The following is a 24,288-nucleotide window of genomic DNA, read 5'->3' as shown; positions in this document are numbered from 1 at the left end:
ACGCCTGCACCTCATCACGTGAACGTCCAGCGCAGCTTCTTGAGGCCGGCGCGCGCGTCGGCGTTGTCGGGATCCAGACGCGCGACCTCCTCGAAGTGGTGCTTGGCCTGCTTCTTCTGCCCCGCCACCAGGAGCACCTGGGCCAGGAGGAGCTGGTAGTCCGCGCGCCCCGGCTTCAGCTCCACCGCGCGCTGCGCGAGCTTCAGCACCTCCTGCGCGTCCTGCGCCAGCTCCCGCCCCACGCGCGCCGCCTGGAAGGCCGCCTCCGGGTTGTCCCCGTTGAGCGACACGGCCAGCTTGTACGCGGCCTGCGCGCCGGAGAAGTCGCCGCGCATCTCCAGCTCCTGTCCGCGCTCCACCTCCGCCTGCGCGCGCGTCAGGTCGTGCTTGCGGCGCGCCTCCACCAGCAGCTGCGCGACCTCGCGGTTCTTCGGGTCCAGGCCCAGCACGTGGTTGAACTCCTGGTACGCCCGCTCGAAGTCCCCGCGCGCGGTGGCCGCCCTGCCCCGGGCGATGAGCTCCGTGAGCTTGTGGCTGCGCGCCATGTACGGGTGGCGCGCGAAGCGGGCCTGGCGCTCGGCGCGGCGGGCCTCGGACTCCGCGTCCTCCGGAGGCGCCGCGGCGGAAGGCGGCACGGTGGCGAACGACCCCGACGGCGGCCGAGCGCCCGAAGCAGCCGGGGGCGACACCGCCGCGAAGCCGCCGCCAGACACCGTCCGAGGGGGCACGGCGGCCGGAGGAGGCGTCGCCGGAGCGCGGGCGGGCGGCGTCGCGGGGGCGCGCGGCGGCTCCTGGCGGCTGAGCGCGTTGTGGGCGTCCGTGAGGCGCTTGAAGATGCGCTCCAGCCGGGCGCGGAAGCTGCCCAGGTTCTTGCCGAAGTAGCGGTCCGGGTGGAAGCGGCGGGACGCGTTGTAATACGCCTGCTTCACCTCCTGGGGGCTGGCGCCCCGGGCCACGCCCAGCACCGCGTGGTGATCCAGCTTCTCCAGCGAGCGCTCCATCTCGATGATGTCGCGCTTCTGGTCGGGCTCCAGGTCCACCTCCTCCGACAGGGCGGCGTCCACCACCGGGGCGACGGGCGGAGCGCGCTGCACCACCCGGGCGGGCACGATGGCCCCCTTGGCGCGCAGCGCCAGCAGCACGGCGATGGTGCGCGCCTCCCCCAGCGAGGAGCGGGACAGCACGGCGTCGATGCGCTCGACGCGGCCCACCAGCGCCAGCACGGAGCCCTCCTCCGGGCTGAGCTGGAGACGGGCCGGGTCCAGGTGGGGAACCGTGGCGATGTGGTCGGTCCTGCCCCCCAGGCCGACGATGGGGTTGGGCGCGCTCAAGGTGTCAGTTCCGCGGGCTGGCGAATCCCCAAGTGTAGGTGTCCGGGAAGCAGGGCGTCAAACCTCCCGGAACCGCCAAACCGCTCCCCCTTCTACAGCGTGGAGAGGACACGCTGGAGGATGCCCAGCGCTTCGTCCAGCTCGGTCCGGGTGATGATGAGGGGCGGGGCGAACCGGAGCGTCACCTCTCCGGCGGAGTTCACCAGCAGGCCGGCGTCGCGCAGCTTCGCGATGACGGGGGCGACCTCGCGGTCCAGCTCCACGCCCAACAGCAGCCCCTGCCCGCGCACGGCCTGGATGCGGCCCTCCGGCAGCGCGGCCTGGAGCGCTCTCGCGCCGGCGAGGAAGTGCTCCCCCTTGGCCTGTACCTCCGCCAGGAAGCCGGGCTGGCGCATCAGCCGCAGCACCACGTTGCCCGCGGCGGCGGACACCAGGTTGCCGCCGAAGGTGGAGCCGTGGGTACCGGCGGAGAGGCTGCCCGCCAGCTCCTCGCGGCAGAGCATGGCCCCCATGGGCAGCCCGTTGCCCAGCGCCTTGGCGATGCTGATGGCGTCCGGCCGGATGCCGTGGTGCATGAAGCCGAAGGGCTGGCCGGTGCGGCCCATGCCCGTCTGGACCTCGTCCACGAGCAGCAGCAGTCCCTGCTCGTCACAGAGGGCGCGCAGGCCCTGGAAGTAGCCCGGGGGCGCCATGCGCACGCCGCCCTCGCCCTGGATGGGCTCCACCAGGATGGCGGCGGTGGACGGCCCCACGGCGCGGCGCACCGCCTCCAGGTCGCCGAACGGCAGGTGCCGGAAGCCCTGGGGCAGCGGCTCGAAGCCGGCGTGGTACTTCGGCTGGCCGGTGGCGGTGACGGTGGCCAGCGTGCGGCCGTGGAAGCTCTTCTCGAAGGTGAGGATCTCGAAGCGCTCGGGCTGGCCCCGGTCCTTCATCACCTTGCGGGTCAGCTTGATGAGGGCCTCGTTGGCCTCAGCGCCGGAGTTGCAGAAGAACGCGCGCGGCAGGCCCGCCCAGTCGGTGAGCTGCGCGGCCAGGTCTATCTGCGGCTGCGAGTAGAAGACGTTGGAGACGTGCCACAGCGTGTCCAGCTGCGCCTTGGCCGCCGCGACCACCTCCGGGTGGCAGTGGCCCAGCGCGCAGACGGCGATGCCGCCGATGCAATCCAGGTACACCTTGCCGTCCGCGTCCCACACCCGCGTGCCCTGCCCGCGCACCAGGGCAATGGGTTGCTGCTTGTAGTTCTGCAGCAGGTGCTGCTTCGCCTTCTGGATGAGGCTCTCGTTACCAGGGGCGGATGCGGGGGACGGCGTTTGCAAGGTGGTGTACCTCTCTCTGCCTGATGACGCGGTGGGACGACGCGCGGACCCTAGCGCGCTAGAGGATGTAGCGCGACAAGTCCTCGTCCTGGACGATGGCGCCCAGGCGCTCGCGCACATAGCCAGCGTCCACCTGGAAGTCGCGCGGGCCCATCTCGCTGGCCGTGAACGACACCTCGTCCAGCAGGCGCTCCAGCACGGTGTGCAGCCGCCGGGCGCCGATGTTCTGCGTGCGCTCGTTGGCCTGCTGGGCGATGCGGGCGATTTCCGCCACCGCGTCGTCCGTGAAGGAGAGGCGCACGCCTTCGGTGCCTAGCAGCGCGGTGTACTGGCGCATGAGCGAGTTCTTGGGCTCGCGGAGGATGCGCACCAGGTCCTCGCCGGACAGCGGCTCCAATTCCACGCGGATGGGGAAGCGGCCCTGGAGCTCCGGGATGAGGTCCGCCGGCTTGGAGACGTGGAAGGCGCCCGCGGCGATGAAGAGCATGTGGTCCGTCTTCACCTGACCGTACTTCGTGTTGACGGCCGAGCCCTCCACGATGGGCAGGATGTCGCGCTGCACGCCCTCGCGCGAGACGTCCGGGCCCCCGCCGCCCTTGCCGCCCTCGCGGCTGGCGATCTTGTCGATTTCGTCGATGAAGACGATGCCGCTGGACTCGGCGCGCGCCACGGCCTCGCGCTGGACGCGGTCCGGATCCACCAGCTTCTGCGCCTCTTCCGCGCGCAGCACCTGGAGCGCCTCCGGCACGCGCAGCTTGCGCTTCCGGGTGTTCTTCATTCCCGGCATGTTCTTGAACAGGTCCTGGAGGTTGACGCCGATCTCCTCCATGCCCTGGCCGCTGAAGTTGCGCATGAACGTGGGGGAGCTCTCGCTGGTCTCCACCTCCACGGTCTGATCATCCAGCGTGCCGGCGCGCAGCTGGGCGCGCAGCTTCTCCCGCTCGCTCTCCCCCAGCGGCGAGGGCGCGGGGGTGGGCGGAGGCGAGAAGCCGAACGGCGGAGAGGACGTGGTGCGCGTCTGGCCGCCGTTCTTGATGAGCTCCATCAGCCGGTCCTCGGCCAGCTCCTCCGCGCGCGGCTTGACCTTCTCCGTCTCCTCCTCGCGGACCAGGGCGATGGCGGCTTCCACGAGGTCGCGGATCATCGACTCGACGTCGCGGCCCACGTAGCCCACCTCGGTGAACTTGCTGGCCTCCACCTTGACGAAGGGGGCCTGGGACAGCTTCGCCAGGCGGCGGGCGATCTCCGTCTTCCCCACGCCGGTGGGGCCGATCATGATGATGTTCTTCGGGTAGATCTCATCCCGCAGGTCGTCCGGCACCTGCTGGCGGCGCCACCGGTTGCGCAGCGCGATGGCGACGGCGCGCTTGGCGTCGTTCTGCCCGACGATGTAACGGTCCAGCTCGCTGACGACCTCGCGAGGCGTGAAGGCGGACAACTTGCGCGATTCGGCCACGGGGCGGTCCTCTCAGAGCTCTTCGTAGGAGACGTTGGCGTTGGTGTAGACGCAGATGTCCGCGGCGATGGCCATGGCCTGCGTGCAGATGTCGCGGGCGGACAGGTTCGAGTGCGCCTGGAGGGCGCGCGCGGCGGCCAGGGCGAAGTGGCCCCCGCTGCCCACGGCGGCGATGCCGTGGTCCGGTTCGATGACGTCACCCGCGCCGGACAGGATGAAGGTCTTCTCCTTGTCCGCGACGATGAGCAGCGCCTCCAGGCGGCGGAGGAAGCGGTCGGTGCGCCAGTCCTTGCCCAGCTCCACGCAGGCGCGGGCCAGGTTCTTCTGGTGCTCCTTGAGCTTGGCCTCGAAGCGCTCGAAGAGGGTGAAGGCGTCCGCGGTGCTGCCCGCGAAGCCGGCGAGCACCTGCCCCTCGCCCAGCTTGCGCACCTTGCGCGCCGTGTTCTTCATGATGGTCTTGTCGAGGCTGACCTGGCCGTCGCCCGCGATGACGACCTTCCCGTCGCGGCGGACGCAGAGGATGGTGGTTCCGTGGAACATGACTGGGGGTTTAACAAGACCACCCGGCCGCGACCCACAAAAACCGCGCGGCTGTCCGCTCCCTCACCCTGCGCTCAGGTCGCGGTCGCCTTCATCCAGCGGCCCACCAGCTTCACCAGGGCTGCCTTCTTGGCTTTCACCGTCTTCGCGTCCGGCAGCGTCACCACGCCCCGGTCCTTCGCCAGCCACTCCACCAGCCCGGAGTCGTCCTCGAAGGCGAAGCCCTTCGCGTCCTTCACCTTCGCGCCCCGGTGGAGGATGACCTGGAAGATGCCCTTGGGGGCCAGGCGGAACGTCACGCGGTCATCACCCGCGTGGACGAAGCTGGGGGCCTTCCATTTGATCCGCTCGGTGATGGTGTCGTCGGAGGCGAGGATGGCCGCGCGCACGGCTTGGATCTCCGCCTTCAGCGGGTGCTCGAGCTGCGCCATGAACTGCTCGACTTCGTCGCCCCGGTTCGCCACGGCCTGTCCCCTCTTCGTGGAGTGACTTCCAACCTGTCATGGGTGTGGCCGCTGGGGCCGACACGATGCGTGGCGTCCGTTGACGCGCTTCGGCGCTCAATCCTAGCGTCGTTGGATGCTCCTCCTGGAAATCATTCAGCTGCTGCCGATGCGATGGATCATGAAGAAGGTCCTCGAGTACGGCTACGAGGAGCTGACGAACATGCTCCAGGGCATCCATCTGGCGGGGCGGATGGTCACGGAGGAGGTGCTCGACGCGGCGCTCGCCGAGCTGGCGAAGCGCAAGAAGCCCAAGCCGCTGAAGCACGGCGTCCCGGAGGGGTTCGTGCCCCGCAGCGCGGTGACCCGGGACATCATCGAGGCGCGCGCGCAGAACATCAGCCTCCAGGAGCTGCACGGCCGGCGCCACCTGATGTTGCTCAACGCCTTCCGGGCATCGCTCACCGCGCTCGACGCAAGGACGCTGATCCAGCTCGAGCGCGCGACGAAGGCGGACAACCGCTCCGTGCCCCTGGCCCGCCGGGGGTTCGAACCGACGAAGGAGGAGAAGCTCGCCCTCATCCAGCGCGAGCTGATCCTGCACAACGCCGCGATGTCGCCCGCGCCCAAGGACTACCTGGACACCCTCCGGGCCAAGGTGAAGACCTACCAGTCGCAGGTGCAGGAGCGGGAGACCTTCGGCGCCAAGGTGAGCAGCCTGTTCCAGTCCAGGGAGGCGCAGGAGCGCAGCGCCATCCTGCACGCGGATTCGACCCTGCTCGCCGAGGACTTCAAGAACCGGCTGCAGATCCTCGGGGGCGACCTGGAGCGGCTCTTCGTCGTCCACTACCTCCTGACCAGCGTCAAGACGGGGGACAACCTGGACAAGCTGTCGAAGCGCGACCTGGCCCGGATGAAGAAGTTCCTCGACAACGAGATCCACGACGCGGAGGCCGGTGAGCACGACACCGACCATCTCGAGGAGCTGGCCGGCTTCATCGACGACGAGCTGTTGTTCCGGGACATGGAGCTCGACATCGTCCGGGACGACATCACCATCCTCGACATCATGCGCAACGACCTCCGTGAAGCCATCCAGAACACGGAGCAGGGGCTCGCGAACCTCCAGCCGGGCATGCTCACCTCGTGGAGCGACTACTTCTTCCCCGCCAGCAAGGACCAGAGGGAGAAGTCCGTCGAGGAGGGAAAGCAGCTGCTGGCCAAGGCCAGGACCGGGCTCGCGAGGGTCGAGCGGATGCTCGAGCTGACGAACTCGGCGCGCTACCGGGCGCGCACCGCGCGGGCCCTGCGCATGTTCAACTTCATGCGCACCCGGAAGATTGAAGACATGGTGCGCGAGGAGCGGGAGCGCGCCCTCGCGCAGATCCGGACCGTGCGGATCGAGGACATCCTCGGCGGCGCGGGCGAAGCGGACGGGCAGTAGCGCGCGGGCGCACCTGACATGCACGGGGAAGCATGGAGGCCTCCCCGTGCCTCGCGAGGTCCGCGTCGCGCCGCGAGCCCCGCCCTACTTCGCGGGCGCCGGAGCGGGCGCGGCGGCCGGCGCGGTCCCCGAGGGAGCGGGCGCGCCGGGCAGTTCGGAGGGCACCAGCTTGGGCAACAGCACGCGGCAGGCGTCGTCGGACAGCCAGTGGTACGTGCACAGCCACTCCGTGACGGGCACTCGCACCTGCCAGCCCAGCACGAAGAGGACGAGCAGCGTGAGCCCCAGGCGGGCCCCCAGCGACATGCTCTCGGCCTCGTCGTCGCCCTGCGTGTGGCGCAGCGCCCCGCGCACCAGGTCCACGTGGTCCACGCGCGCGTTGGCAGGCAGCTTGGGCTTGCGGGTGATGAGCGTCGCCACGCCGCGCGTGAGCATCAGCCGGTCGTTGAGCGCCCAGCCGGAGCCCTCCAACAGCAGCGCGAGGTTGCGCCGGCGCAGCTTCAGCCACCCGAGCAGTCCCGCGGGCGCCATCACCACGATGGCCAGGATGGTCGCCGCGGTGATGACGTCCACCAGCGTGAGTGACTTCACCTGCGTGAGGATGAACGCCAGCGAGGAGCCCAGCGCCGCGAACGCGATGCCGCCCGCCGCGAGCACCCCGGCGATGCCGCCCCCCGCCGGAGCCGCAGCGGGCGCCGCGGCGGCCGCCGGAGCCGGGGGCGGAGGCGCGGTCACCGTCTGCTTGTAGCCGGACTCCAGCGACGCATCGAAGTCCTTCTCCCCGGACGCGGCCAGCCCCTCCACCTTGCTGGTGATGAACGCGCCAATGCGCATGAACGGCATGGTCATCGACTCCCAGAGCGACACGGGCTGCCGGATGACCTGCGTGACGATGGCGTCGCTCTCCTTGCCGTCCACGTCGTAGAACACGCCGCGCTTGCCCACGATGAGCTCCGTGCTGCGGCCGGAGGTGACGGGCACCGCCACCTCGTAGCCGTCCGTCGCGTCGCGAGGCAGCACCTTCACGTAGAGGATGCAGGTGGTCCCCTGCCCCGTCAGCGCCGCGTGCGCCGCGCGGTCCGTCACCAGCACGGACAGCGTGTACTTGCGCCCCGCGAGGATGAGCGTGCCCCGCTCCATCAGCGCCCGCCGCTTGGGCAGGTACAGGTTGGGCATGCTGATGAAGTTGTTGGCGAACTGCAGCAGCCAGCGCTGGTACAGCACCAGCCGCTCCAGCTCCGCGATGACGTCCAGCGTGGGCTTGAGCGACAGGTCCTCGCGGCTCACCGCCTCCAGCGCGTCCAGCTCCTCGTCCGATACGGCAGCCAGCGTGTCCGCCACCGCGTGCAGCGGGCTCGAGTCGCGCTTCGCCTGCCAGGCGAGGATGCCTTCCGCCTTCGCGGACAGCTCGCGCCAGGCCGTGTCCGTCAGCTTCACGCCGTCACCCAGCAGCGGCGCCGCCACCTCCTGGTGGAAGGCCTCCAGCTTCTCGTAGCCCGCGCCGCGGTACAGCCGCGCCCACACCAGCACGCCGGACGGATCCGGCGGCGCGATGGGCAGCTCGTTCGCGGCCTTCCCCATGGCGCCCAAATCGCCCAGCGCGCCCTCCACCCGGTCCGCGCGCAGGCGCAGGCTGGCGGCGGCCTCCGGCTGCGCGGCCACCAGCCGGCACTGCACGAAGTAGCCGTCCAGAAGCGGCGCCACGTCGTGCACGCGCTTCGCCTGCTCCAGGCTCGCCGTGCCCCAGGTGAACACGGAGTCCCTGCCGCCCAGGTGCGCGAGCAGGGCCGTGCGCTCCTCCCGGAAGCGCTTCACCAGGCCCACGTCCACGCCCGCCAGTCCCGCGCGGTTCGTCACCTGCGGGAAGGCCGCGATGATGGACTGGGCCAGGGGCCGCAGCCGCTCCGGCAGCGACGCCGGCGCGATGAGGCCGTCGCCGTTCTTGCCCGCGTCGCGCAGCGCCTTGTCGCTGGTGCGCAGCTGCTCCAGCGACAACTTCGTGGTGTCCGGCGCGTTGAGCGTGCGCAGCACCAGCTCCGCCGCGCCCTTGAGGTTGGACGCCGTATCGGACAGCGCGGAGAGCTCCAGCACGTCGCTGCCGGCGTCCGCGCCCTTGCGGTCCTGGAGCCGCGCCGCCGTCCAGTCCACCGCCGCGCGCAGCTCCTCCACCCGGATGCGGCCGTTGCCGTCCGCGTCCATCAGCGTGAGGAAGCGCGGATCACACGCGATGCCCTCCAAGGGGCACGCGAGCGCCATCCACTGCGTCGCGGGAATCCTCACCGCTTCGGTGAGGGTGTTGAAATCGGGGATGTCGACCTGGAGCGAGCCGCCGTAGCGGCGATAGACGAGCTGTGCCATTCGGCGCGCGAAGACAGCACACCCCGTCCGGGTGTGCACGCCTCAACATCACGCCGCGCCCGGGAAGGAAGGCCCGGGCGGCCTCCCTTCCCTGGGTCACCCGCTACTGCGCGGTGGCGACGGCGCTGTACACGCCGGGGTTCTGCCCCTGGCCGATGATGTAGACGGCCCGCGCGTCATCCTTGCCCGCGAAGTACACGGGCACCTGCACGCCCTGGTCGAGCGTCTTCCGCGCCCCGGACTTCACGTCGTAGATGGCCACGTCGTAGGTGTCCGAGTCCATGCGCGCGTACGTCGCGAGCACGCGCGCTCCGTCCTCGGAGATCTTGTAGCTGAAGATGCCCTGCAGCCACGTCTTCGCCTCGGCCGGCTTCTCGTTCAGCGCCACGGCCTTGAAGTCGCACGCGCGGCCGTTGCGGATGCAGTTGGTGCGGAACACCACCGCGCTGTTGTTCGGCGCGAAGCCGTAGCCGAACACGCCCGGCTGCACCTTCTCCGCCTTCTCCTGGCCCAGCGCGTACAGCATCAGGTCCACGGAGAACACCGGCTTCACGAAGCGCGACAGGAACGCCACGTAGCGGCTGTCCGAGCCCCACACGAAGTTGGGCACCCGGTCCCCCACGCGCTTGGGCGCGCCGTCCGGCAGCGCCGCCACGCCCAGGGCGCCCGCGCGCGACGGCTGATCATACTTCTCCAGGTAGGCCACCGCCTTGGAGTCCGGCGCGAACGCCAGCTCCTCCACCGCCTCGCCCACCTTGCGCCCCGCGCCTCCGGACGCCGGGCCCACGTACAGGTCGCCCAGCTGCTCCGGCTTGCCGTTCTCCGTGCGCGCCAGCCACTGGCCATCCGGAGAGAAGCTGAAGTTCTTCGAGCCCGTGGCCAGCTTCGTGCCCTTCAGCGCGGGCAGGTCCGCCAGGTACAGGTCATACATCCCGCGCACGGCCTCGCTGCGCACCTGGTAGGCCACGTGCTTGCCGTCGGAGGACACCTGGTAGTCGCCCACCTGATCCGCCAGCTTGCGCGGCGCCTCCGTGGCGCCCACCGTCACCGCCGCCAGTCCGCCCGCGGCCGACAGCCGGCGCTTGAAGAGCAGCGTCTTGCCGTCCGGGGTGAACTGCGCGGTGCTCACCTCGCCCGCCACGTCCTGGAACGGCCCCTGCGGCAGCTTGCCCAGCTTCAGCGTGCCCGCGTCCACGAACGCCACGTGCACGCCGTCCGGGGACGGCAACAGGTAGCTCACCGCCGTGCCCAGCTTCACCGGCTCCGCGCCCGCGTCCGTGAGCGGCAGCACGTTCAACTCGCCGGACTGCGAGGCCGGGTTGTAGCCCGTCACGTACAACAGGTGCTTCGAGTCCTGGGAGAACAGCAGGCTGCCCGGCACGTTCGTCACGCCGTCGCCCAGCGCGCGCGACTTCCCGCCCGCCGTCGGCACGACGTGCAGTGAGCCCACCAGCATCTGCGGCGGAATGCCGTCCAGCCGGGGCTTCTGCCCGTTGAGCAGGAACGTGGCGAACTGCCCGTCCGGTGACAGGCGCAGGTCCGCCGCGCGCCCCGCCGCGAGCAGCTGCCCCTGCCCGCCCACCACGGCGGTGCCCTTCGCCGCGCTGCGGACCGTGTCCCCCTGCGCGGCGCTGCGCTGGGAGGGCGCGGCGTTCTCCTCGCCCTTCTTGCATCCCGACACCGCCAGCAGGGCCACCAGGCCCACCATCCCGGTTCGCATCATGCGCTCGTCTGTCCTTCCGTCTGGGCGACAACGCCCGCGTGTGGCAGCCAGGCCGCCAGGTCCTGCTTCGCCCGCGCCGAGTAGGCCGCGCGCTTGTCCGCCTTCTTCATCCGCCCGGACAGCGGCGGGAACAGGCCGTAGATGACGTTGGTGGGCTGGTGCGGGTGGTCCGGCGGGTGCGCTTCCCCGGTCAGGTGCCGGTACAGCGACCCCAGCGCCGTCGTGGCCGGGGGCGGCACGAACGCACCGCCCGTCAGCCGCGCGTGCACCGCCAGCGCCACCAGGTAGCCGCACGCCGCGCTCTCCACGTAGCCCTCCACGCCCGTCACCTGTCCCGCGAAGAACACCCGCCGCTCCGTCTTCAACGACAGGTCCTCCGCCAGCAGGCGGGGCGAGTCGATGAACGTGTTGCGGTGGATCTGCCCCATCCGCAGGAACTCCGCATTCTGGAGGCCCGGGATGCACGTGCTGAAGATGCGCTTCTGTTCACCCCAGGTCAGACGCGTCTGGAAGCCCACCATGTTCCACGCCGTGCCCGCCCGGTCCTCCATGCGCAGCTGCACCACCGCGTACGGATCCTGCCCCGTGCGCGGGTCCTTCAGCCCCACGGGCTTCATGGGCCCGTAGGCCAGCGTGTCGTCGCCGCGCTCGGCCATCACCTCGATGGGCAGACACCCTTCGAAGTACTTCGGTTCCTCGAAGCTGTGCGGCACCACCTTCTGGCCCGCCTTCACCTCGTTCACGAAGCGGTAGTACTCGTCCTTCGTCATGGGGAGGTTGAGGTAGTCATCCCCGCCGCCCTTGCCGTAGCGGCTCTGGCGGAACGCGATGTCCATGTCGATGGAGTCACCGGACAGGATGGGCGCGATGGAGTCGTAGAAGTAGAGCTTCGTGCCCACGTGGCGCTCCAGGTCCGCCGTGAGCGCCTCCGACGTCAGCGGCCCCGTGGCCACCACCACCACGCCGTCCTCCGGCAGCCGCTCCACCTCACCGCCGACCATCTCCACGCCCGCGCCGGACACCAGCCGGGTGGTGATTTCGCGCGAGAAGCCCTCGCGCTCCACCGCCAGCGCGTCGCCCGCGGGCACGCGGTGCAGGTCCGCGCTGGACAGCACCAGCGACCCCAGCGCGCGCAGCTCCGCGTGCAGGAGGCCAATGGCGCTCTCCGGGTTGTCCGAGCGCAGCGAGTTGCTGCACACCAGCTCCGCGAGCGTGTCCGACTTGTGCGCCGGGGAGCGCTTGTGCGGCTTCATCTCCCGCAGCACCACCGGCACGCCACGCCGCGCCAGCTGGTACGCGCACTCCGTCCCCGCCAGGCCGCCGCCAATCACCGTCACCCGCTGCTGCTTCACGTCCGACATGCATGCCTCCGGGCCCCCGCACCGGGGCCCCAAAGGGCCCTGTTAGCAGAGACACCCCGCCCTTTCACGTCCGCCCGCCTGCCCTGCGTCCCACCATTCGTGCGGAACGGGAGGTGAGGTTTCCCCACCTGGGATCCAACCCTAGGTTTCTCGCGGTCTTCGCTCGGGACGGGAAGCGTCCGAGCGAGCGCCCTACAACCGCGAATCTGGGATGGGAGTGACGCAGCCATGAGCCGAGCCGACGACTTGTTGAAGATCCGGGGCCTGTTGCAGGAGCGTCGCAGGACGACCGAGACCGCCCAGGCGGGCGCCCGCCGTGAGCTGGCCGCCCTGAAGGATCAGGAGCGCGACCCCGAGTACGAGGAGCAGGCGCAAGCGGAGCTGGCGGACTACACGCTCTCCACGCTGATTGAAGCGCAGCGCCGGGAGATCATGCTCATCGACGCCGCGTTGGCGCGCATGGAAAACGACGTGTTCGGTGAGTGCGTGGACTGCGGCAACGAAATCTCGCTGGACCGGCTGGAGGCCATGCCCTTCGCCATCCGCTGTGAAGAGGACGCCGCCATCCACGAGCAGGAGACGCGGGAGGCCGCGCGCCACGTGGGCAGCCTGTCCCTCTAGCGAAGCCGTCCAGGCGCTCCCCCGTGCGTCCATCCCGCGCGGGGGAGTCGTGCATCCGGCGGCTACTCCGCGTCGCGCTGGAGCACGATGAAGCGGTAGTTCTGCAGCTCGTTCACGCCCGCCGTGTAGAGCACCGTGAGCAGCAGATCATACGGGACCATCTTGTCCGCGATGACCGACAGCTCATGCGTGAAGGGCGCCGCCGGGTTGCGCTCTTCGATGTACTTGAGCTTCGCCACTTCCTTCTTCAGCTGCGCGTCCAGCCCGAGCACCAGGCGCTCCCCCTGGAGCTGAGCCTTCGGGATGTGGCCGTTCTCCAGCCGCACCACCTCTTTGTCCCCCACCAGGATGTTCTTGGGGGTGATGGTGATGGCCACCGTGTCCTTGGGCGAGGCGCGCGCGGAGGACACCGGCGGCCGCACGTCTTCGGACGCGGTGATGGCCGCGGAGGACGACGCGAAGGACTTCAGGAGGAACACCAGGATGATGGTCATCATGTCCATCATCGCGGTGATGTTGAGCTCCTTCACTTCACTGGCGGCCTCGCGCTCCTTGCGCTTCTTGCGCGCGAGCGCCCGGCGGTAGCGCATGCGCGCGAGCTGGTCGGCTTCCTCGGCGGACAGGGTCGCGGGTTCGGACATGGCTAGAGGACGCCCAGGGTGACGTCGGGGAAGAGCAGCTTGCGCTCGGCGACGGTGCCCGTCGTCTCACGCAGGGCGTCCATCGTCTGGATCAGCGCCTCGTAGGGGATGTCCGGATCCGCCGCGACGATGACCTTCGTCTCCTGCGGGAAGGCGGCCTTGAGCTTCACCATCTGCGCGTTCAGCGCGGCGAAGTCCTGCGTGCCGTCCGGGCGCAGGGGCAGCGTGGGCGCCCCGCCCTCCGTGACGGGGATCTCCGCGCTGTCGCCCCGGACGATGAGGCCCTTCTGGGAGATGAGCACGGACAGGTTCAGCTTGGGCGCGTCCGCGTCCCCACCCGCCCCCGCGGCGGCGCCGTAGCTGGGCGCGTTCACGTTGAGCGCGCCAAAGGCGGTGAGCCCCGTGATGGAGAGCAGCATGAAGATGATGAGGTTCATGAGGATGTCGAGGTACGGGACGATGTTCAGCTCGCCCGCCTCCTCCTCTTCCCTCGGCTTCAGCTTCCGGCGCGAATAGTGGAACGCCATGGCGTGTCCGTGCCCTTGCGGCGGCTTTAAGACGCGGCGCGGACGTCGGAGTCCGAGGGGACGACTTCCAGCGAGCCCCGGCGCGACAGGAGGTTCTCCAGCTTCAGCGCGTTGAGCTCCACCAGCTCCACCATGTTCTTGGCGTAGTTGCTGAAGAACAGGTGCGCCACGATGCAGAGCACCGCGATGGAGAGGCCGAAGCCCGTGTTGTACATGGCCTCCGAGATGCCGTTGGAGAGCAGCGCCTGCTTCTGCTCCGCCGGCACGTTGCCCAGCGCGCGGAAGGTGCCGATGAGGCCCACGATGGTGCCCACCAGGCCCACCAGTGTCGCGATGTTCGCGAGCGACCACAGCCACTGCACCCGGCGCGAGACGTGCGGCGTGTACTCCGCCATCGCCTCCTCCACCGCCTTGGCCACCTCCAGCTCACCCCGGTTCGCGTTGATCAGCCCCGCGCGGATGACGCGGGCCAGGGGCGAGCGCGGCGCCATGCCGCAGAACTTCACCGCGCGGTCCAGGTTGCCGCTGCGGACCATCTTGTGGACCTGCTCGATGAACGCCGCCGCGTTGAGGCGGTAGCGGAAGAGCAGCGTCACCGCGCGCTCACCAATCACCGCCAGCGAGGCGGCCAGCCAGAACAGGTTCACGAACATGAACGGGCCGCCGGCCTTGAACGCGCCGACGATGAAGTCCCCCAGGCCTCCAGAAGAAGCATGGCCCGCTGCCGCGGGGGCGGCCTCGGCCACCACCACACGCAGCAACTCACTGACAGAGGGAATCATCGCGACCGCGTCCTTTCGCTGCCCCCCGCGCGCACCCCTGCCGCGAAACGGGCAGGAGGCATGCTGGCGGGCCGGGAGCAATCCCGACTTCTAGGACTTCGTGCGCGAAGGTGTCAAGCCAGGGGGCAGAGCCTACCCCCCTGGAATGATTGGGCTTTTGCGCTCAGGCTTCCACGCTGGGCGTGGGAGCAGGCGCGGCTTCCGCGGAAGCCCCCGGAATGGCTGGCTCCACCACCTCGCGGCGGTAGTCGCATTCCTTGTTCGGGCAGGCGATGTAGGCGCCGTCCCGCTTGGAGAACTTCTGCAGCAGGTAGGGCGACGCGCACTGCGGGCAGGCTTCCGCCAGCGGCCGGTCCCACGCGGCGAACTTGCACTCCGGATACCGGTTGCAGCCGAAGAAGATCTTCCCGCGGCCGCTGCGGCGCTCGGTGAGGTAGCCCACCTTGCACTCCGGGCAGTTGACGCCAATGGAGATGGGCTTGGACGTCTTGCAGTCCGGGTAGCCCGAGCACGCCATGAAGCGCCCGAACCGGCCGCGCTTGATCACCATGGGCTTGCCGCACTTCTCGCACTTCTCGTCCGTGGTCTCCTCCTCCACGATGACGATCTTCCCTTCCGCGTCCCGCTTGAAGTCCTTGGTGTTCTTGCAGTCGGGGTAGTTCGAGCAGGCGAGGAAGTGGCCCATCTTCCCGAACTTGATGACGAACGGGTTGCCGCACTTCTCGCAGGCGATGTCGGTCTTGATCTCCTCGCGCTTGACGTCGCGCATCTCCGCTTCGGCCTTCTCCAGGGTCTCCTTGAAGGGGCCGTAGAAGTCGCGCAGCACCGTCTTCCAGGACGCGCCGCCGTCGGAGATCTGGTCCAGCTTCTCCTCCATGCTGGCCGTGAACGACACGTCCAGCTCATGGGGGAAGTGCTTCACCAGGAGCTCGTTGGTCATCTGCCCCAGGTCGGTGGGGCGGAAGCGGCTCTCCAGCTTCTCCACGTACTTCTTGTCCTGGATGTTGGAGAGGATGGCCGCGTACGTGGACGGACGCCCGATGCCGCGCTCCTCCAGCTCCTTCACCAGCGTGGCCTCGCTGAAGCGCGGAGGGGGCTGGGTGAAGTGCTGCTCGTTGAGCAGCTTGTCCAGCGTGAGGACCTCGCCCTCGTTGAGCGGGGGCAATTCGCCCACCGCGTCCTCGGCGGCCTCTTCACCCGCGGCCTTGGCCTTCTCCGCCGCGGCCTCCTCCTCCGGCGTGAGGCCGGCGCCGTAGACGCCCAGGTAGCCGGGGAACTTCAGCGTGCTGCCGGACGCGCGGAAGGTGGCGCGGCCCGCGGTGATGTCCGCGGCCGTCTGATCATAGACGGCGGGCTTCATCTGGCACGCGACGAAGCGGTTCCAGATGAGCTCGTAGAGCCGGAACATGTCCAGCTCGTCCATGGCGTCGAAGAAGGGACGCACGCGCTCGGGCGGGTACTCCAGGGACGTGGGCCGGATGGCCTCGTGCGCGTCCTGGGCGCTCTTGCGGCTCTTGTAGACCATGGGCTCCGGCGGCAGGTAGTCCGCGCCGTACTTCTGCCCGATGAACTCGCGCACCTGCGTCACGGCGTCGTCGGACAGACGCGTGGAGTCCGTACGCATGTACGTGATGAGCGCCGTCTGGCCCTCTTCACCCAGCGGCACGCCTTCGTACAGCTTCTGCGCCAGCGTCATCGTCTTCTTGGCGGTGAAGTGCAGCCGGTTCGCCGCCTCCTGCTGGAGCTTGGAGGTGATGAAGGGCGCGGGCGCGTTGCGGCGGCGCTCCTTGCGGTCCACCTTCGTCACGGTGAAGGGGGCATCCTTCAGCTCCGCGACGAGCCCGTCCGTGGTGGCGCGGTCCTTGAGTTCCACCTTCTTGCCGTCCACGCGGGACAGCTTCGCCTTGAAGGGCGGCGGCCCCTGCGGGCCCTGCACCAGCGCGTCCAGCGTCCAGTACTCTTCCGGCTGGAAGGCCTTGATCTCCGCCTCGCGCTCGACGATCAGGCGCACCGCGACGGACTGCACGCGGCCGGCGGACAGGCCGCGGCGGATCTTCTTCCAGAGCAGCGGCGAGATTTGATAGCCGACGAGCCGGTCGAGGATGCGGCGGGTCTGCTGCGAGTCGTAGTTGTCCTGGTTGAGCTCACGCGGCTGCGCGATGGCCTCCTGCACGGCGCGCTTGGTGATCTCGTTGAACGTCACCCGGAGCGAGTCCGGGTGGCCCAGCTCCTCCTTGATGTGCCAGGCGATGGCCTCGCCCTCGCGGTCGGGGTCCGTCGCCAGGAAGACGCGGTCCACCGTCTTGGCCATCTTCTTCAGCTCGTTGAGGACCTTCTCCTTGCCCTTGATGACCGTGTACTCGGGCTTGAAGTCGTCCTCCACGTCGACGCCGATCTTGCTCTTGGGCAGGTCCTTCACGTGCCCCACGGAGGCCTTCACCGTGTAGCCGGAGCCCAGGTACTTCTTGATGGTCTTCGCCTTGGCGGGCGACTCCACCACCACCAGGTAGTGCGGGCCCTTGCCACGGCGCTCGGGCACTTCCTCTTCGGCGTCCGCGTCCGCGGCCACGGTGGGGAGCTCGTCGGCTTCCGCGCCACGGCGGCGGGCCGCCGTCTTCTTCTTGGCGGTGACCTTCTTCGCAGCCGTCTTCTTCTTGGCGGCCTTCTTGGCCGCCGGCTTCTTCGCAGCCGCCTTCTTGGGCGTCTCCTCCGCCGCCGCCTCCGTCTGCGCCGCCTGTGTCTTCTTCCGCGTGGCCATGGCTCTCCTACCTCGAACTGCCTCTAGACCTTCTCGTACCGTTTACCCGGGTGCTGGACCACCAGCCCCGACAATTCCAACTCCACCAGGGCGCTCGTGAGCGCCGCGGGAGACAGCGGGCTTGCGGCGAGCACCTCGTCGAACGAACGGGGAGCCCGGTCCAACAGCCCATAGGCCCCGCGCGCTTCCGCCGACAACGCCTCCCACCACCCGCTGTCCCGCCCCGCGGGCACCGCACGGACCGGATGAACGCCCACGACCGCGCAAATCGCTTCCGCGGACGTGCAGGCCCGGGCCCGCCCGTCCGCCAGCAGGGCGTTGCAGCCCGCCGCGGCCGGCTGCCAGACGTCCCCTGGCAGGGCGAACACCGGCCGGCCCTGCGCCTGCGCCGCATCCGCCGTGTACAGGGCCCCGGAGCCCTCACCCGCCCGCATCACCAGCACCGCGTCCGACGCGCCAGCGATGAGCCGGTTGCGCCGGGGGAAGGTCGTCGTGCTCGCCCGGACCCCGGGCGGCAGCTCGCTGAAGTACACCCCTCCCCGCTCCAGGAAGTGGGGCAGCAGCCGGGCCTGGGCGGGGTCCAACGCGTCCAGCGCGGAGCCCAGGAAGGCCCACGTCTCCGCGCCCACATCCAGCGCGCCCCAGTGGCAGGCCCGGTCCACGCCCTCCGCCGCGCCCGACACCCCCCCCACCCCGGCCTCCGCCACCTTCCGGGCGAACGTGCGCGCGAACGGCAGGAAGCCCTGGTCCGGATGGCGGCTGCCCACCATCGCCAGCCTGCGCCGGGGAGGTCCCGGGTTTCCCAGGTGGAACAGCAGCGGGGGCGCGTCCTCCAGCCCCACCAGCCGGGCGGGGTACGCCGGCGAGCCCGCGAAGGCCACCTGGAGGCCCGTCCCGGCACAGGCCTCCTCCGTCCGGGACGCCAGGGCGTCCAGCGATGCGACGGCGGCCAGCCGCTGGCGGACGGTCGCGGGCACCGGGACATCCGCCACCCAGTCCCGCACGGGCACGGACGCGAGCCGGGACAGCGCCCCTCCGGCGAACGCGCGCACCGCGTCCAACGTCCGGGGCCCCAGGCCCGCAATGGCCCAGAGCGCCAGGGTGGCGCGCTGCTCGTCCCAGTGTAGGTGCGTATCCGTGTTCGTGTCCGCCATGCCGTCCCCCGCCTGTTTCCCACCTATATAGAGGTGGTCCCGGGAGGGGCGTGACACATAACACCGGTTCTTCGAGGGTCAAGCGACCCGCCCTTCCCGGGCGGGCCGGAATGCAGCATTCCTGCCGATCGCCGCCTTCGTTCAGCGGCTGGCGGTGGGCGTTCCGTCCTTGCGCATGGTGGCGCGGTCGCCCGCGGAGACCTCCACCATGGAGCGGGTCATCAGGCAGTTGGAGGTGCGCTCACGCACTTCGGTGACCATGCACTGGGCCACGGCCTCCCAGGGGTAGGTCTTCTGGCCCTTGCCCGCGTCGCCCATCTTGTAGTCGCTGCGGCCGAGCACATCCAGGCTGGGGTCGCCCCGGCGCTCGATGGTGAAGGTGTTGCCCACCTGCACGCCGTCCGCGGTGCCGCGGTCCACGACGACGAAGTTGTGCTCGCCCAGGAGCGTCTGGCCCGGCGTCATCGGCGTGAGCACGAAGCCGGGGATCTCCTTGCTGTTGGGCTTGGGGGCGATGCGCTCCGACAGCTTCTCGCTGGAGGGGCCCACCAGGTCGCCGCGGGAGATGGGGTCCCACGTCTCCATGATGCGCGCGGTGACCACGTCGTTGTTGATGGCGACGACCTGCACCGTGCCCAGCAGCTCCGTGAGGTAGCCCGTGCGCGCGTTCGTCACCGGGTGCTTCACCTCTTCCACGGTGTGGAAGATGACGTAGCGGTCGCCAATCTTGGCGGCGCCGCGCTTCTTGAAGCGCAGGTAGACCTTCTCCGGAGCGGAGAGCATCAGCGCCTCGGAGGTCGAGCCCTCGATGCGGCCCGCTTCGTCCAGTTCGCGCGTCGTCACGAAGCCCTTGGTCGTCACCGGGCTGGACTTGGACGGGTCGAAGCCGATCTTCCCGACCACCGACACCAGGCTGCCGCCGCTCACGTCCGTGGGCGCCGCCACGTCGTCGGAGGGCAGGTCCCCGCCTTCCACGCGCGCGGGCACCTCTTCGCCCCCCGCGAAGAACTTCACGTTGTTGCCCGGGTAGATCCAGTGCGGGTTGGCGATCTGCGGGTTGTAGGACCAGACCTTGGGCCAGTACCAGGGGCTGCCCAGGTAGCGCTGGGACAGGTCCCACAGCGTGTCGCCCGTCTCCACGGTGTGCACCTGACCGGGCGCGCTCTCACGGCCCTGCGGGGCGCCGGGGGGCAGCGTGACGGAGGTGGGGCGCTGCTCCACGTCGTCGGAGATGTCCTGCCCTTCCGTCTCGGAGGCCGGCTGGGGTTCCTCCTCCTGGGCGTCCTGGGCGAAAGCCGTCCATGCCGGCGCGACGGTGAGGGGCACGAGCAGGGAGGCGAGGATCCGGGAGCGCATCGGACGACGTCCTTTCACAAAAAAGCTTACGGCGAGAGCGCGGCGAGCCGCTGCTCCGCCTGCGTGGCGGCGGCCGTCCCCGGGAACTGGGTGACGACGCGGGTATAGAGGGCTCGGGCATCCACGGCCTGGTTCAGCCGCACCCGGCACTCCGCGAGCCTGAGCATGCCGTCCTGGACGGCATCCCCAGCGGGGTAGTTCTTGATGAGCTTCTCGAACGTCTTGGCCGCGCCGGCCGCGTCCTTGAGCCCCATCTGGCCCAGGCCGCTGAAGTACAGGGCGTTGTCGGCGCGGGGGTGGCGCGGGTTCTCCGCCGCGAAGCGCGTGAGCGTCTCCACGCCGCCTTCCACGTTGCCGGTGCGCAGCATGGCCACCGCGCGCTCGTATTCGGCGTCGAGGATGTCCGGGTCCTTCTCCGGCGGCTCCATGCGAGCGGCCGTCGAGGCGCTGATGGAGCCCACCGACCCGGTCCCGGACGAGCCCTCCACCGGGGAGATGAACATCTCCATCTGGTCCGCGTCCGGCTCCACCACCGCCACCGCCGTGTTGATGCGCGGCGCGGGTTCCTTCTTCGGCTTGAGCCGGACCACCGTCAGCTCCGCCGGCGCCAGCCCCAGCGCCTCGCCGCCTTCGGGCGAGGCGGCCTCCGGCTTCGCGCTCGCGGTGGCCTTCGGGGACGCCGCGGCGGGGGCCGGGGCGGCGGCGCGGGCGCGTGAGACGGCGTCGCGGTTCTCCAGCCGCTCCAGGCGCTCCAGCAGCGACGCCTGGGACGCGCGCAGCGTGCGCACCTCCGCCTCCAGCCGGCCCACTTCCGTCTGCGAAGCAGCGGTGGTGGCGCAGGCGGTCGGCGCGGACAGCGCGACGGCGGCAAACAGGCGGAAGAGGAAGGGACGCACCGGCACGAGCCTGGACGGAGGGAATTCCAGGTCGAGGATAGGAAGGCCGGTCGGAGACCGTCAAGAAAACGACCCCGGCGGGCCTCCGCTAGAAGCGGTGCAGCACGTAGTTGAGGTGCCGCCCGGTGCGCCCCGCGTCCCGGCGGTGGGAGAAGAACCGGTCCGGATCACACGCCGTACAGGCCTGTAGCACGTCCAGGTGCTCCGGCTTCAGGCCCGCCTTCAGCAGGGACGCCTTCACTGCGCGTGGCAGGTCCAGGTGCGGCTTGTCCCCCGCGCGGACGACGTCCGGGCCGAAGCGCGCGCGGAAGCGGTCGCCCAGCTCCGGGGACACCTCGTAGCAGCACGCCTGGATGCAGGGGCCCACCGCCGCCAGCAGGTCCTCCGGCCGGCTGCCCCGCGCCACCAGCGCCTCCACCGTGCGGGCGCTGATCTCCAGGTCCGTGCCCTTCCACCCGGAGTGCACCGCCGCCACGCGCCGGGCGCGCGGATCCACCAGAAGCACCGGCACGCAGTCCGCGGTGCCCACCGCCACCCAGCTGCCCTCCCCTTCCGTCCACAGCGCGTCCGCTTCGCCCAGCGTCGGGCGCAGCACGTCGTCGGCTTCGCCGCGCACCTCCAGCACCCTGTCGCCGTGCACCTGCGACACCCGGCAGAGCGCGCCCAGCCGCGCGCCCGCGGCCCGGGCCAGCCGGCGGTGGTTCTCCTCCACCCGGGGGCGCTCGTCGTTCACGGAGAAGCCCAGGTTCAGCGACGCGTAGGGCCCTTCGGACACCCCTCCCGCGCGCGTGGCGAAGCCATGGGGCACCGGCAGCAGCACGGAGGTGAGGAACACGGGCAGGGTCATGGGCGGATTTCCTATCACCGGGCCCGGTTTTCGGGAGTGCGTCCACCGTGTCACGGGTACATCCCGTGAAACCAGGAAACCGCCGGGGACCCACACCCCCATTTCAATATTTCGACACTGGTACGTTTGACAGGGCGTGTCATGCCCCTGACAATTTTCAACACTCCGTCACTCGCGGACAGAACGCGAATGCACGAAGCACACTGCGCCCCGCACATGGCCCTCGGTTCCGAGACGATTGGCAGGAAGCTCTTGTGGAGCATCGCGCTGCCCGGGTTGGTGGTGGCGCTCCTGGGCGTGGGGCACTTCTCACGCGAGGCCCGTCAGGCCGTGCGCGAAGGCACGCACCTGGAGGCGCTCGCGCTGGCGGAGGCCGTCGCCTCCACCTTCACGCTGCCGCAGGCGCCGGGCGCGGCTCCCCATGGGGCGGTGGCGGAGGTGCTGTCGTCGGACACGCGGCTGTTCCGCTCCGTGGAGGACCTGCGCGTCCTGACGCCGGAGGGGCGCATCCGCTGGAGCCGGCGGCCGGCCGAGCAGGGCCACCCGCACCCGGAGGCCGCGCGGCTGTCCGCGACGGGGCCGGAGACGGCGCGCTCCAGCGACCACGGCACGGAGGTGGTGCGGCCCCTGGGCGGCCCGGAGTGCTCCGGCTGTCACACCGGAGAGGCCGCGCAGCGCATGGGCGTCCTGCAGGTGCGCATGGGCGAGCCCGCGCTGACCCGCCAGCTCCAGACGGTGTTCCAGGACGCGCTGGGCGCGATGGTGCTCTTCGTGGGCATCCTGGGGCTCGTCACCTGGCTGTCCCTGCGCTTCGTGCTCACCGCGCCGCTCAAGCGGCTGAGCGAGGCCATGGGCCGCGCGGCGGACGGCGACCTGCTGGTGCGCGCGGAGGCCCGGGGCACGGACGAGATTTCGCGGCTGGGCGCGGCCTTCAACCAGATGCTCGCGCGGCTCACCTCCATGAAGGTGGAGGAGATCGACACGCACCGCGACCTTCAGCTGGTGAAGGAGAAGCTGGCGCTGAAGGACGAGTTGGAGGAGCGCCTGACGGAGCTGTCGCTGCTGTTCGACGTGGCCCGCTCGCTCAACACCACGCTGGAGCTGGACGAGCTCCTGTCGCGCATCACCCGCATGGTGGTGGAGCGGCTGCACATCCCCGACTTCTCCATCATGCTCCTCAACGAGGAGGGCCTGCTGGAGGTGAAGCACGCGTGGCCGCGGGGCCGGGGCCTGGAGGGCCACACCTTCTCCATGGGCGAGGGCGCGTGCGGCCGGGCCGCCCAGGCGCGCAAGGCGGTGTACCTGCCGGACCTGACGGACAGCACCAGCGTCTTCGCGCGGCGCGGGCTGCGCGGCGGCTCGGAGCAGGGGGCGCTGCTGGCGGTGCCCATGGTGCACGCGGACACGCTCCTGGGCGTCATCAACTTCCAGCGCCCGGAGACGGCGAGCATCTCCGCGGAGGAGATCGAGCTCTTCACCGCGGTGGCGGATCAGGCCGCGACGGCGGTGACGAACGCGCGCCTGCACGCGGAGACGGTGAAGCTCACGCTGACGGACGCGCTCACGGGCGTGCCCAACCGCCGCCACCTCTTCCAGCGGCTGGACCTGGAGCTGGCGCGGGCCCAGCGCTTCGGCGTGCCCATGGCGCTGCTGATGGTGGACGTGGACCACTTCAAGCGGCTCAACGACCTGGCCGGACACCGCGCCGGGGACGAGACGCTGCGCCGGGTCTCCGACGTGCTCCGCACCCGCGCGCGCAAGGTGGACACGCTGGGGCGCTACGGCGGCGAGGAGTTCGTGCTGCTGCTGCCGCAGGTGTCCAAGGCCACGGCGGTGGAGGTGGCGGAGACGCTGCGCCGCGCGGTGGCGGACTCCGTCACGCTCAGCCGTCCGGGGCTGCCCGGGGGCCACGTCACGGTGTCCATCGGCGTCTCGCACTTCCCCACGGACGCGACGGCGCAGGACACGCTGGTGGACTGCGCGGACTCGGCGCTCTATTGCAGCAAGCGGACGGGCCGCAACCGCGTGACGGCGTTCGAGCCCGGCATGGAGGTGCACCCCGGCCGCGAGCGCAGCATCAGCGCGCCGCCCGCGGACGCGCCCTCCACGCCGCCCGCGCCCTCCGGCATCGCGAAGGCCTGAGCGCGGGGCGGCGAAGGCGCCCTGCCCCGCGCCTCCAAGGCCGGGGCCTACCGCCGCACGAGCGTGCGGACCACGGGGAGCATCAGGTCCGCCCACTCCTCGTAGCCCTCCGCGGACGGGTGGAAGCCATCCGAGCAGAAGAAGTCCGGGCGCCGGGGGATCATCTCCCGGCTGGCGGTGAAGAGGTCCACCAGGTGCAGTCCGTGTGAGCGGGCCACGGAGGCGATGGCGTCGTTGAACGGCTCGATGCGCCCCTCGTACAGCGCGCTGGGCACCATCTTCGCCACCGGCGCGAGCGCCAGGTCCGCCAGGTTCACCACCACCATGGACGCGCCCGTCTGCTTCAGCCGCCGGGCGATGCGGTCCAGGTCGTCCTGGAACTCCGCCACCTCGGTGCCGCGCCAGAGGTCGTTGGTGCCCACGCCCAGGGTGATGAGCGTGGGCTGCAACGCGATGACGCGCTTGAGGGCGGTGTTGACGATGTCGCGCACGCGCGCACCGCTCTGCCCCAGGTTGGTATGGCCCACGGGGAGGCCGTCCTTCCGGAGGCGGGAGGCGAGCCGGTCGGGATAGCCCCCGCCCTGCGACGCCC

Annotated in this window: 20 protein-coding genes; 3 read left to right on the top strand and 17 right to left on the bottom strand. The window is 70.4% G+C overall.

Annotated elements, in window-relative coordinates:
• Positions 1 to 14 precede the first annotated feature (14 nt).
• The 5 genes from D7W82_RS13725 to D7W82_RS13705 form a co-directional block, all read right to left on the bottom strand.
• Positions 15 to 1,331, bottom strand: coding sequence for a tetratricopeptide repeat protein (locus D7W82_RS13725; protein WP_120618783.1), 1,317 nt, complete (start codon positions 1,329 to 1,331; stop codon positions 15 to 17).
• Between the two features lie 92 nt (positions 1,332 to 1,423).
• Positions 1,424 to 2,647: an aspartate aminotransferase family protein gene (locus D7W82_RS13720; RefSeq protein ID WP_120618782.1), complete on the bottom strand. Its 1,224-nt coding sequence runs from the start codon at positions 2,645 to 2,647 to the stop codon at positions 1,424 to 1,426.
• A 58-nt stretch (positions 2,648 to 2,705) separates the two neighbouring features.
• The gene (gene hslU, locus D7W82_RS13715; protein WP_120618781.1) at positions 2,706 to 4,103 is read right to left on the bottom strand and encodes an ATP-dependent protease ATPase subunit HslU; all 1,398 of its coding nucleotides are present in this window, start codon (positions 4,101 to 4,103) and stop codon (positions 2,706 to 2,708) included.
• A 12-nt stretch (positions 4,104 to 4,115) separates the two neighbouring features.
• A complete protein-coding gene (gene hslV, locus D7W82_RS13710; protein WP_120565992.1) occupies positions 4,116 to 4,643 on the bottom strand; it encodes an ATP-dependent protease subunit HslV in 528 nt (175 codons plus the stop codon).
• Positions 4,644 to 4,717: 74 nt separating this feature from the next.
• The gene (locus tag D7W82_RS13705; RefSeq protein WP_233587518.1) at positions 4,718 to 5,107 is read right to left on the bottom strand and encodes a DUF1801 domain-containing protein; all 390 of its coding nucleotides are present in this window, start codon (positions 5,105 to 5,107) and stop codon (positions 4,718 to 4,720) included.
• Between the two features lie 160 nt (positions 5,108 to 5,267).
• Between D7W82_RS13705 and D7W82_RS13700 the strand changes: the two genes are divergently transcribed.
• The gene (locus D7W82_RS13700; RefSeq protein ID WP_147439325.1) at positions 5,268 to 6,530 is read left to right on the top strand and encodes a hypothetical protein; all 1,263 of its coding nucleotides are present in this window, start codon (positions 5,268 to 5,270) and stop codon (positions 6,528 to 6,530) included.
• A gap of 84 nt (positions 6,531 to 6,614) precedes the next feature.
• On the opposite strand, the gene D7W82_RS13695 is transcribed toward D7W82_RS13700, so the two are convergent.
• From D7W82_RS13695 to trmFO, 3 genes are all read right to left on the bottom strand, one after another.
• Entirely contained in the window at positions 6,615 to 8,888 is a 2,274-nt protein-coding gene (locus D7W82_RS13695; RefSeq protein ID WP_120618779.1) for a kinesin, read from the bottom strand.
• 103 nt (positions 8,889 to 8,991) lie between these two features.
• A complete protein-coding gene (locus D7W82_RS13690; RefSeq protein WP_120618778.1) occupies positions 8,992 to 10,611 on the bottom strand; it encodes a PD40 domain-containing protein in 1,620 nt (539 codons plus the stop codon).
• Positions 10,608 to 11,972, bottom strand: a complete 1,365-nt coding sequence (trmFO, locus tag D7W82_RS13685; protein ID WP_120618777.1) for a methylenetetrahydrofolate--tRNA-(uracil(54)-C(5))-methyltransferase (FADH(2)-oxidizing) TrmFO — start codon at positions 11,970 to 11,972, stop codon at positions 10,608 to 10,610. The genes D7W82_RS13690 and trmFO overlap by 4 nt, the downstream gene beginning before the upstream one ends.
• 228 nt (positions 11,973 to 12,200) lie before the next feature.
• On the opposite strand from trmFO, the gene D7W82_RS13680 reads away from it, so the two are divergent.
• Positions 12,201 to 12,593, top strand: coding sequence for a TraR/DksA C4-type zinc finger protein (locus D7W82_RS13680; protein WP_120618776.1), 393 nt, complete (start codon positions 12,201 to 12,203; stop codon positions 12,591 to 12,593).
• A gap of 62 nt (positions 12,594 to 12,655) precedes the next feature.
• On the opposite strand, the gene D7W82_RS13675 is transcribed toward D7W82_RS13680, so the two are convergent.
• The 8 genes from D7W82_RS13675 to pgeF all read right to left on the bottom strand — a co-directional run bounded on the left by D7W82_RS13675 (position 12,656) and on the right by pgeF (position 21,554).
• Positions 12,656 to 13,234: a biopolymer transporter ExbD gene (locus tag D7W82_RS13675; protein ID WP_120618775.1), complete on the bottom strand. Its 579-nt coding sequence runs from the start codon at positions 13,232 to 13,234 to the stop codon at positions 12,656 to 12,658.
• Positions 13,235 to 13,236: 2 nt separating this feature from the next.
• A complete protein-coding gene (locus D7W82_RS13670; protein WP_120618774.1) occupies positions 13,237 to 13,761 on the bottom strand; it encodes a biopolymer transporter ExbD in 525 nt (174 codons plus the stop codon).
• A gap of 26 nt (positions 13,762 to 13,787) precedes the next feature.
• On the bottom strand, positions 13,788 to 14,543 hold the full coding sequence (locus D7W82_RS13665; RefSeq protein ID WP_120618773.1) for a MotA/TolQ/ExbB proton channel family protein: 756 nt from the start codon (positions 14,541 to 14,543) through the stop codon (positions 13,788 to 13,790).
• Between the two features lie 163 nt (positions 14,544 to 14,706).
• The gene (gene topA / locus D7W82_RS13660) at positions 14,707 to 17,301 is read right to left on the bottom strand and encodes a type I DNA topoisomerase (protein ID WP_120618772.1); all 2,595 of its coding nucleotides are present in this window, start codon (positions 17,299 to 17,301) and stop codon (positions 14,707 to 14,709) included.
• A gap of 23 nt (positions 17,302 to 17,324) precedes the next feature.
• The gene (locus D7W82_RS13655; protein ID WP_120618771.1) at positions 17,325 to 18,455 is read right to left on the bottom strand and encodes a DNA-processing protein DprA; all 1,131 of its coding nucleotides are present in this window, start codon (positions 18,453 to 18,455) and stop codon (positions 17,325 to 17,327) included.
• 141 nt (positions 18,456 to 18,596) lie between these two features.
• Complete coding sequence (locus D7W82_RS13650; protein WP_120618770.1) at positions 18,597 to 19,811, bottom strand: LysM peptidoglycan-binding domain-containing protein; 1,215 nt, start codon at positions 19,809 to 19,811, stop codon at positions 18,597 to 18,599.
• 26 nt (positions 19,812 to 19,837) lie between these two features.
• Positions 19,838 to 20,713, bottom strand: coding sequence for a tol-pal system YbgF family protein (locus D7W82_RS13645; protein WP_120618769.1), 876 nt, complete (start codon positions 20,711 to 20,713; stop codon positions 19,838 to 19,840).
• Positions 20,714 to 20,795: 82 nt separating this feature from the next.
• Positions 20,796 to 21,554 carry a peptidoglycan editing factor PgeF gene (pgeF, locus tag D7W82_RS13640; protein WP_120618768.1) on the bottom strand — a complete coding sequence of 253 codons (759 nt, stop codon included), beginning with the start codon at positions 21,552 to 21,554 and terminating at the stop codon, positions 20,796 to 20,798.
• A 216-nt stretch (positions 21,555 to 21,770) separates the two neighbouring features.
• Between pgeF and D7W82_RS13635 the strand changes: the two genes are divergently transcribed.
• A complete protein-coding gene (locus tag D7W82_RS13635) occupies positions 21,771 to 23,696 on the top strand; it encodes a diguanylate cyclase (protein WP_120618767.1) in 1,926 nt (641 codons plus the stop codon).
• 47 nt (positions 23,697 to 23,743) lie between these two features.
• Here D7W82_RS13635 and D7W82_RS13630 read toward each other — a convergent pair.
• A partial coding sequence (locus D7W82_RS13630; protein ID WP_147439324.1) for an SGNH/GDSL hydrolase family protein occupies positions 23,744 to 24,288 on the bottom strand: 545 nt, incomplete at its 5' end.

This window comes from Corallococcus sp. CA049B (assembly GCF_003611685.1).
Lineage (GTDB): Bacteria > Myxococcota > Myxococcia > Myxococcales > Myxococcaceae > Corallococcus > Corallococcus coralloides.
The sequence above is the reverse complement of the archived record's forward strand: the minus strand, read 5'-3'. Positions and strand labels throughout refer to the sequence as shown.

Excerpts from the sequence above, each read along its gene's own strand:
- hslV (WP_120565992.1), bottom strand. The coding sequence starts at position 4,643 with ATGTTCCACGGAACCACCATCCTCTGCGTCCGCCGCGACGGGAAGGTC.
- D7W82_RS13700 (WP_147439325.1), top strand. The coding sequence starts at position 5,268 with ATGAAGAAGGTCCTCGAGTACGGCTACGAGGAGCTGACGAACATGCTC.
- D7W82_RS13695 (WP_120618779.1), bottom strand. The coding sequence starts at position 8,888 with ATGGCACAGCTCGTCTATCGCCGCTACGGCGGCTCGCTCCAGGTCGAC.
- D7W82_RS13690 (WP_120618778.1), bottom strand. The coding sequence starts at position 10,611 with ATGATGCGAACCGGGATGGTGGGCCTGGTGGCCCTGCTGGCGGTGTCG.
- trmFO (WP_120618777.1), bottom strand. The coding sequence starts at position 11,972 with ATGTCGGACGTGAAGCAGCAGCGGGTGACGGTGATTGGCGGCGGCCTG.
- D7W82_RS13680 (WP_120618776.1), top strand. The coding sequence starts at position 12,201 with ATGAGCCGAGCCGACGACTTGTTGAAGATCCGGGGCCTGTTGCAGGAG.
- D7W82_RS13675 (WP_120618775.1), bottom strand. The coding sequence starts at position 13,234 with ATGTCCGAACCCGCGACCCTGTCCGCCGAGGAAGCCGACCAGCTCGCG.
- D7W82_RS13670 (WP_120618774.1), bottom strand. The coding sequence starts at position 13,761 with ATGGCGTTCCACTATTCGCGCCGGAAGCTGAAGCCGAGGGAAGAGGAG.
- D7W82_RS13665 (WP_120618773.1), bottom strand. The coding sequence starts at position 14,543 with ATGATTCCCTCTGTCAGTGAGTTGCTGCGTGTGGTGGTGGCCGAGGCC.
- topA (WP_120618772.1), bottom strand. The coding sequence starts at position 17,301 with ATGGCCACGCGGAAGAAGACACAGGCGGCGCAGACGGAGGCGGCGGCG.
- D7W82_RS13655 (WP_120618771.1), bottom strand. The coding sequence starts at position 18,455 with ATGGCGGACACGAACACGGATACGCACCTACACTGGGACGAGCAGCGC.
- D7W82_RS13650 (WP_120618770.1), bottom strand. The coding sequence starts at position 19,811 with ATGCGCTCCCGGATCCTCGCCTCCCTGCTCGTGCCCCTCACCGTCGCG.
- pgeF (WP_120618768.1), bottom strand. The coding sequence starts at position 21,554 with ATGACCCTGCCCGTGTTCCTCACCTCCGTGCTGCTGCCGGTGCCCCAT.
- D7W82_RS13635 (WP_120618767.1), top strand. The coding sequence starts at position 21,771 with ATGGCCCTCGGTTCCGAGACGATTGGCAGGAAGCTCTTGTGGAGCATC.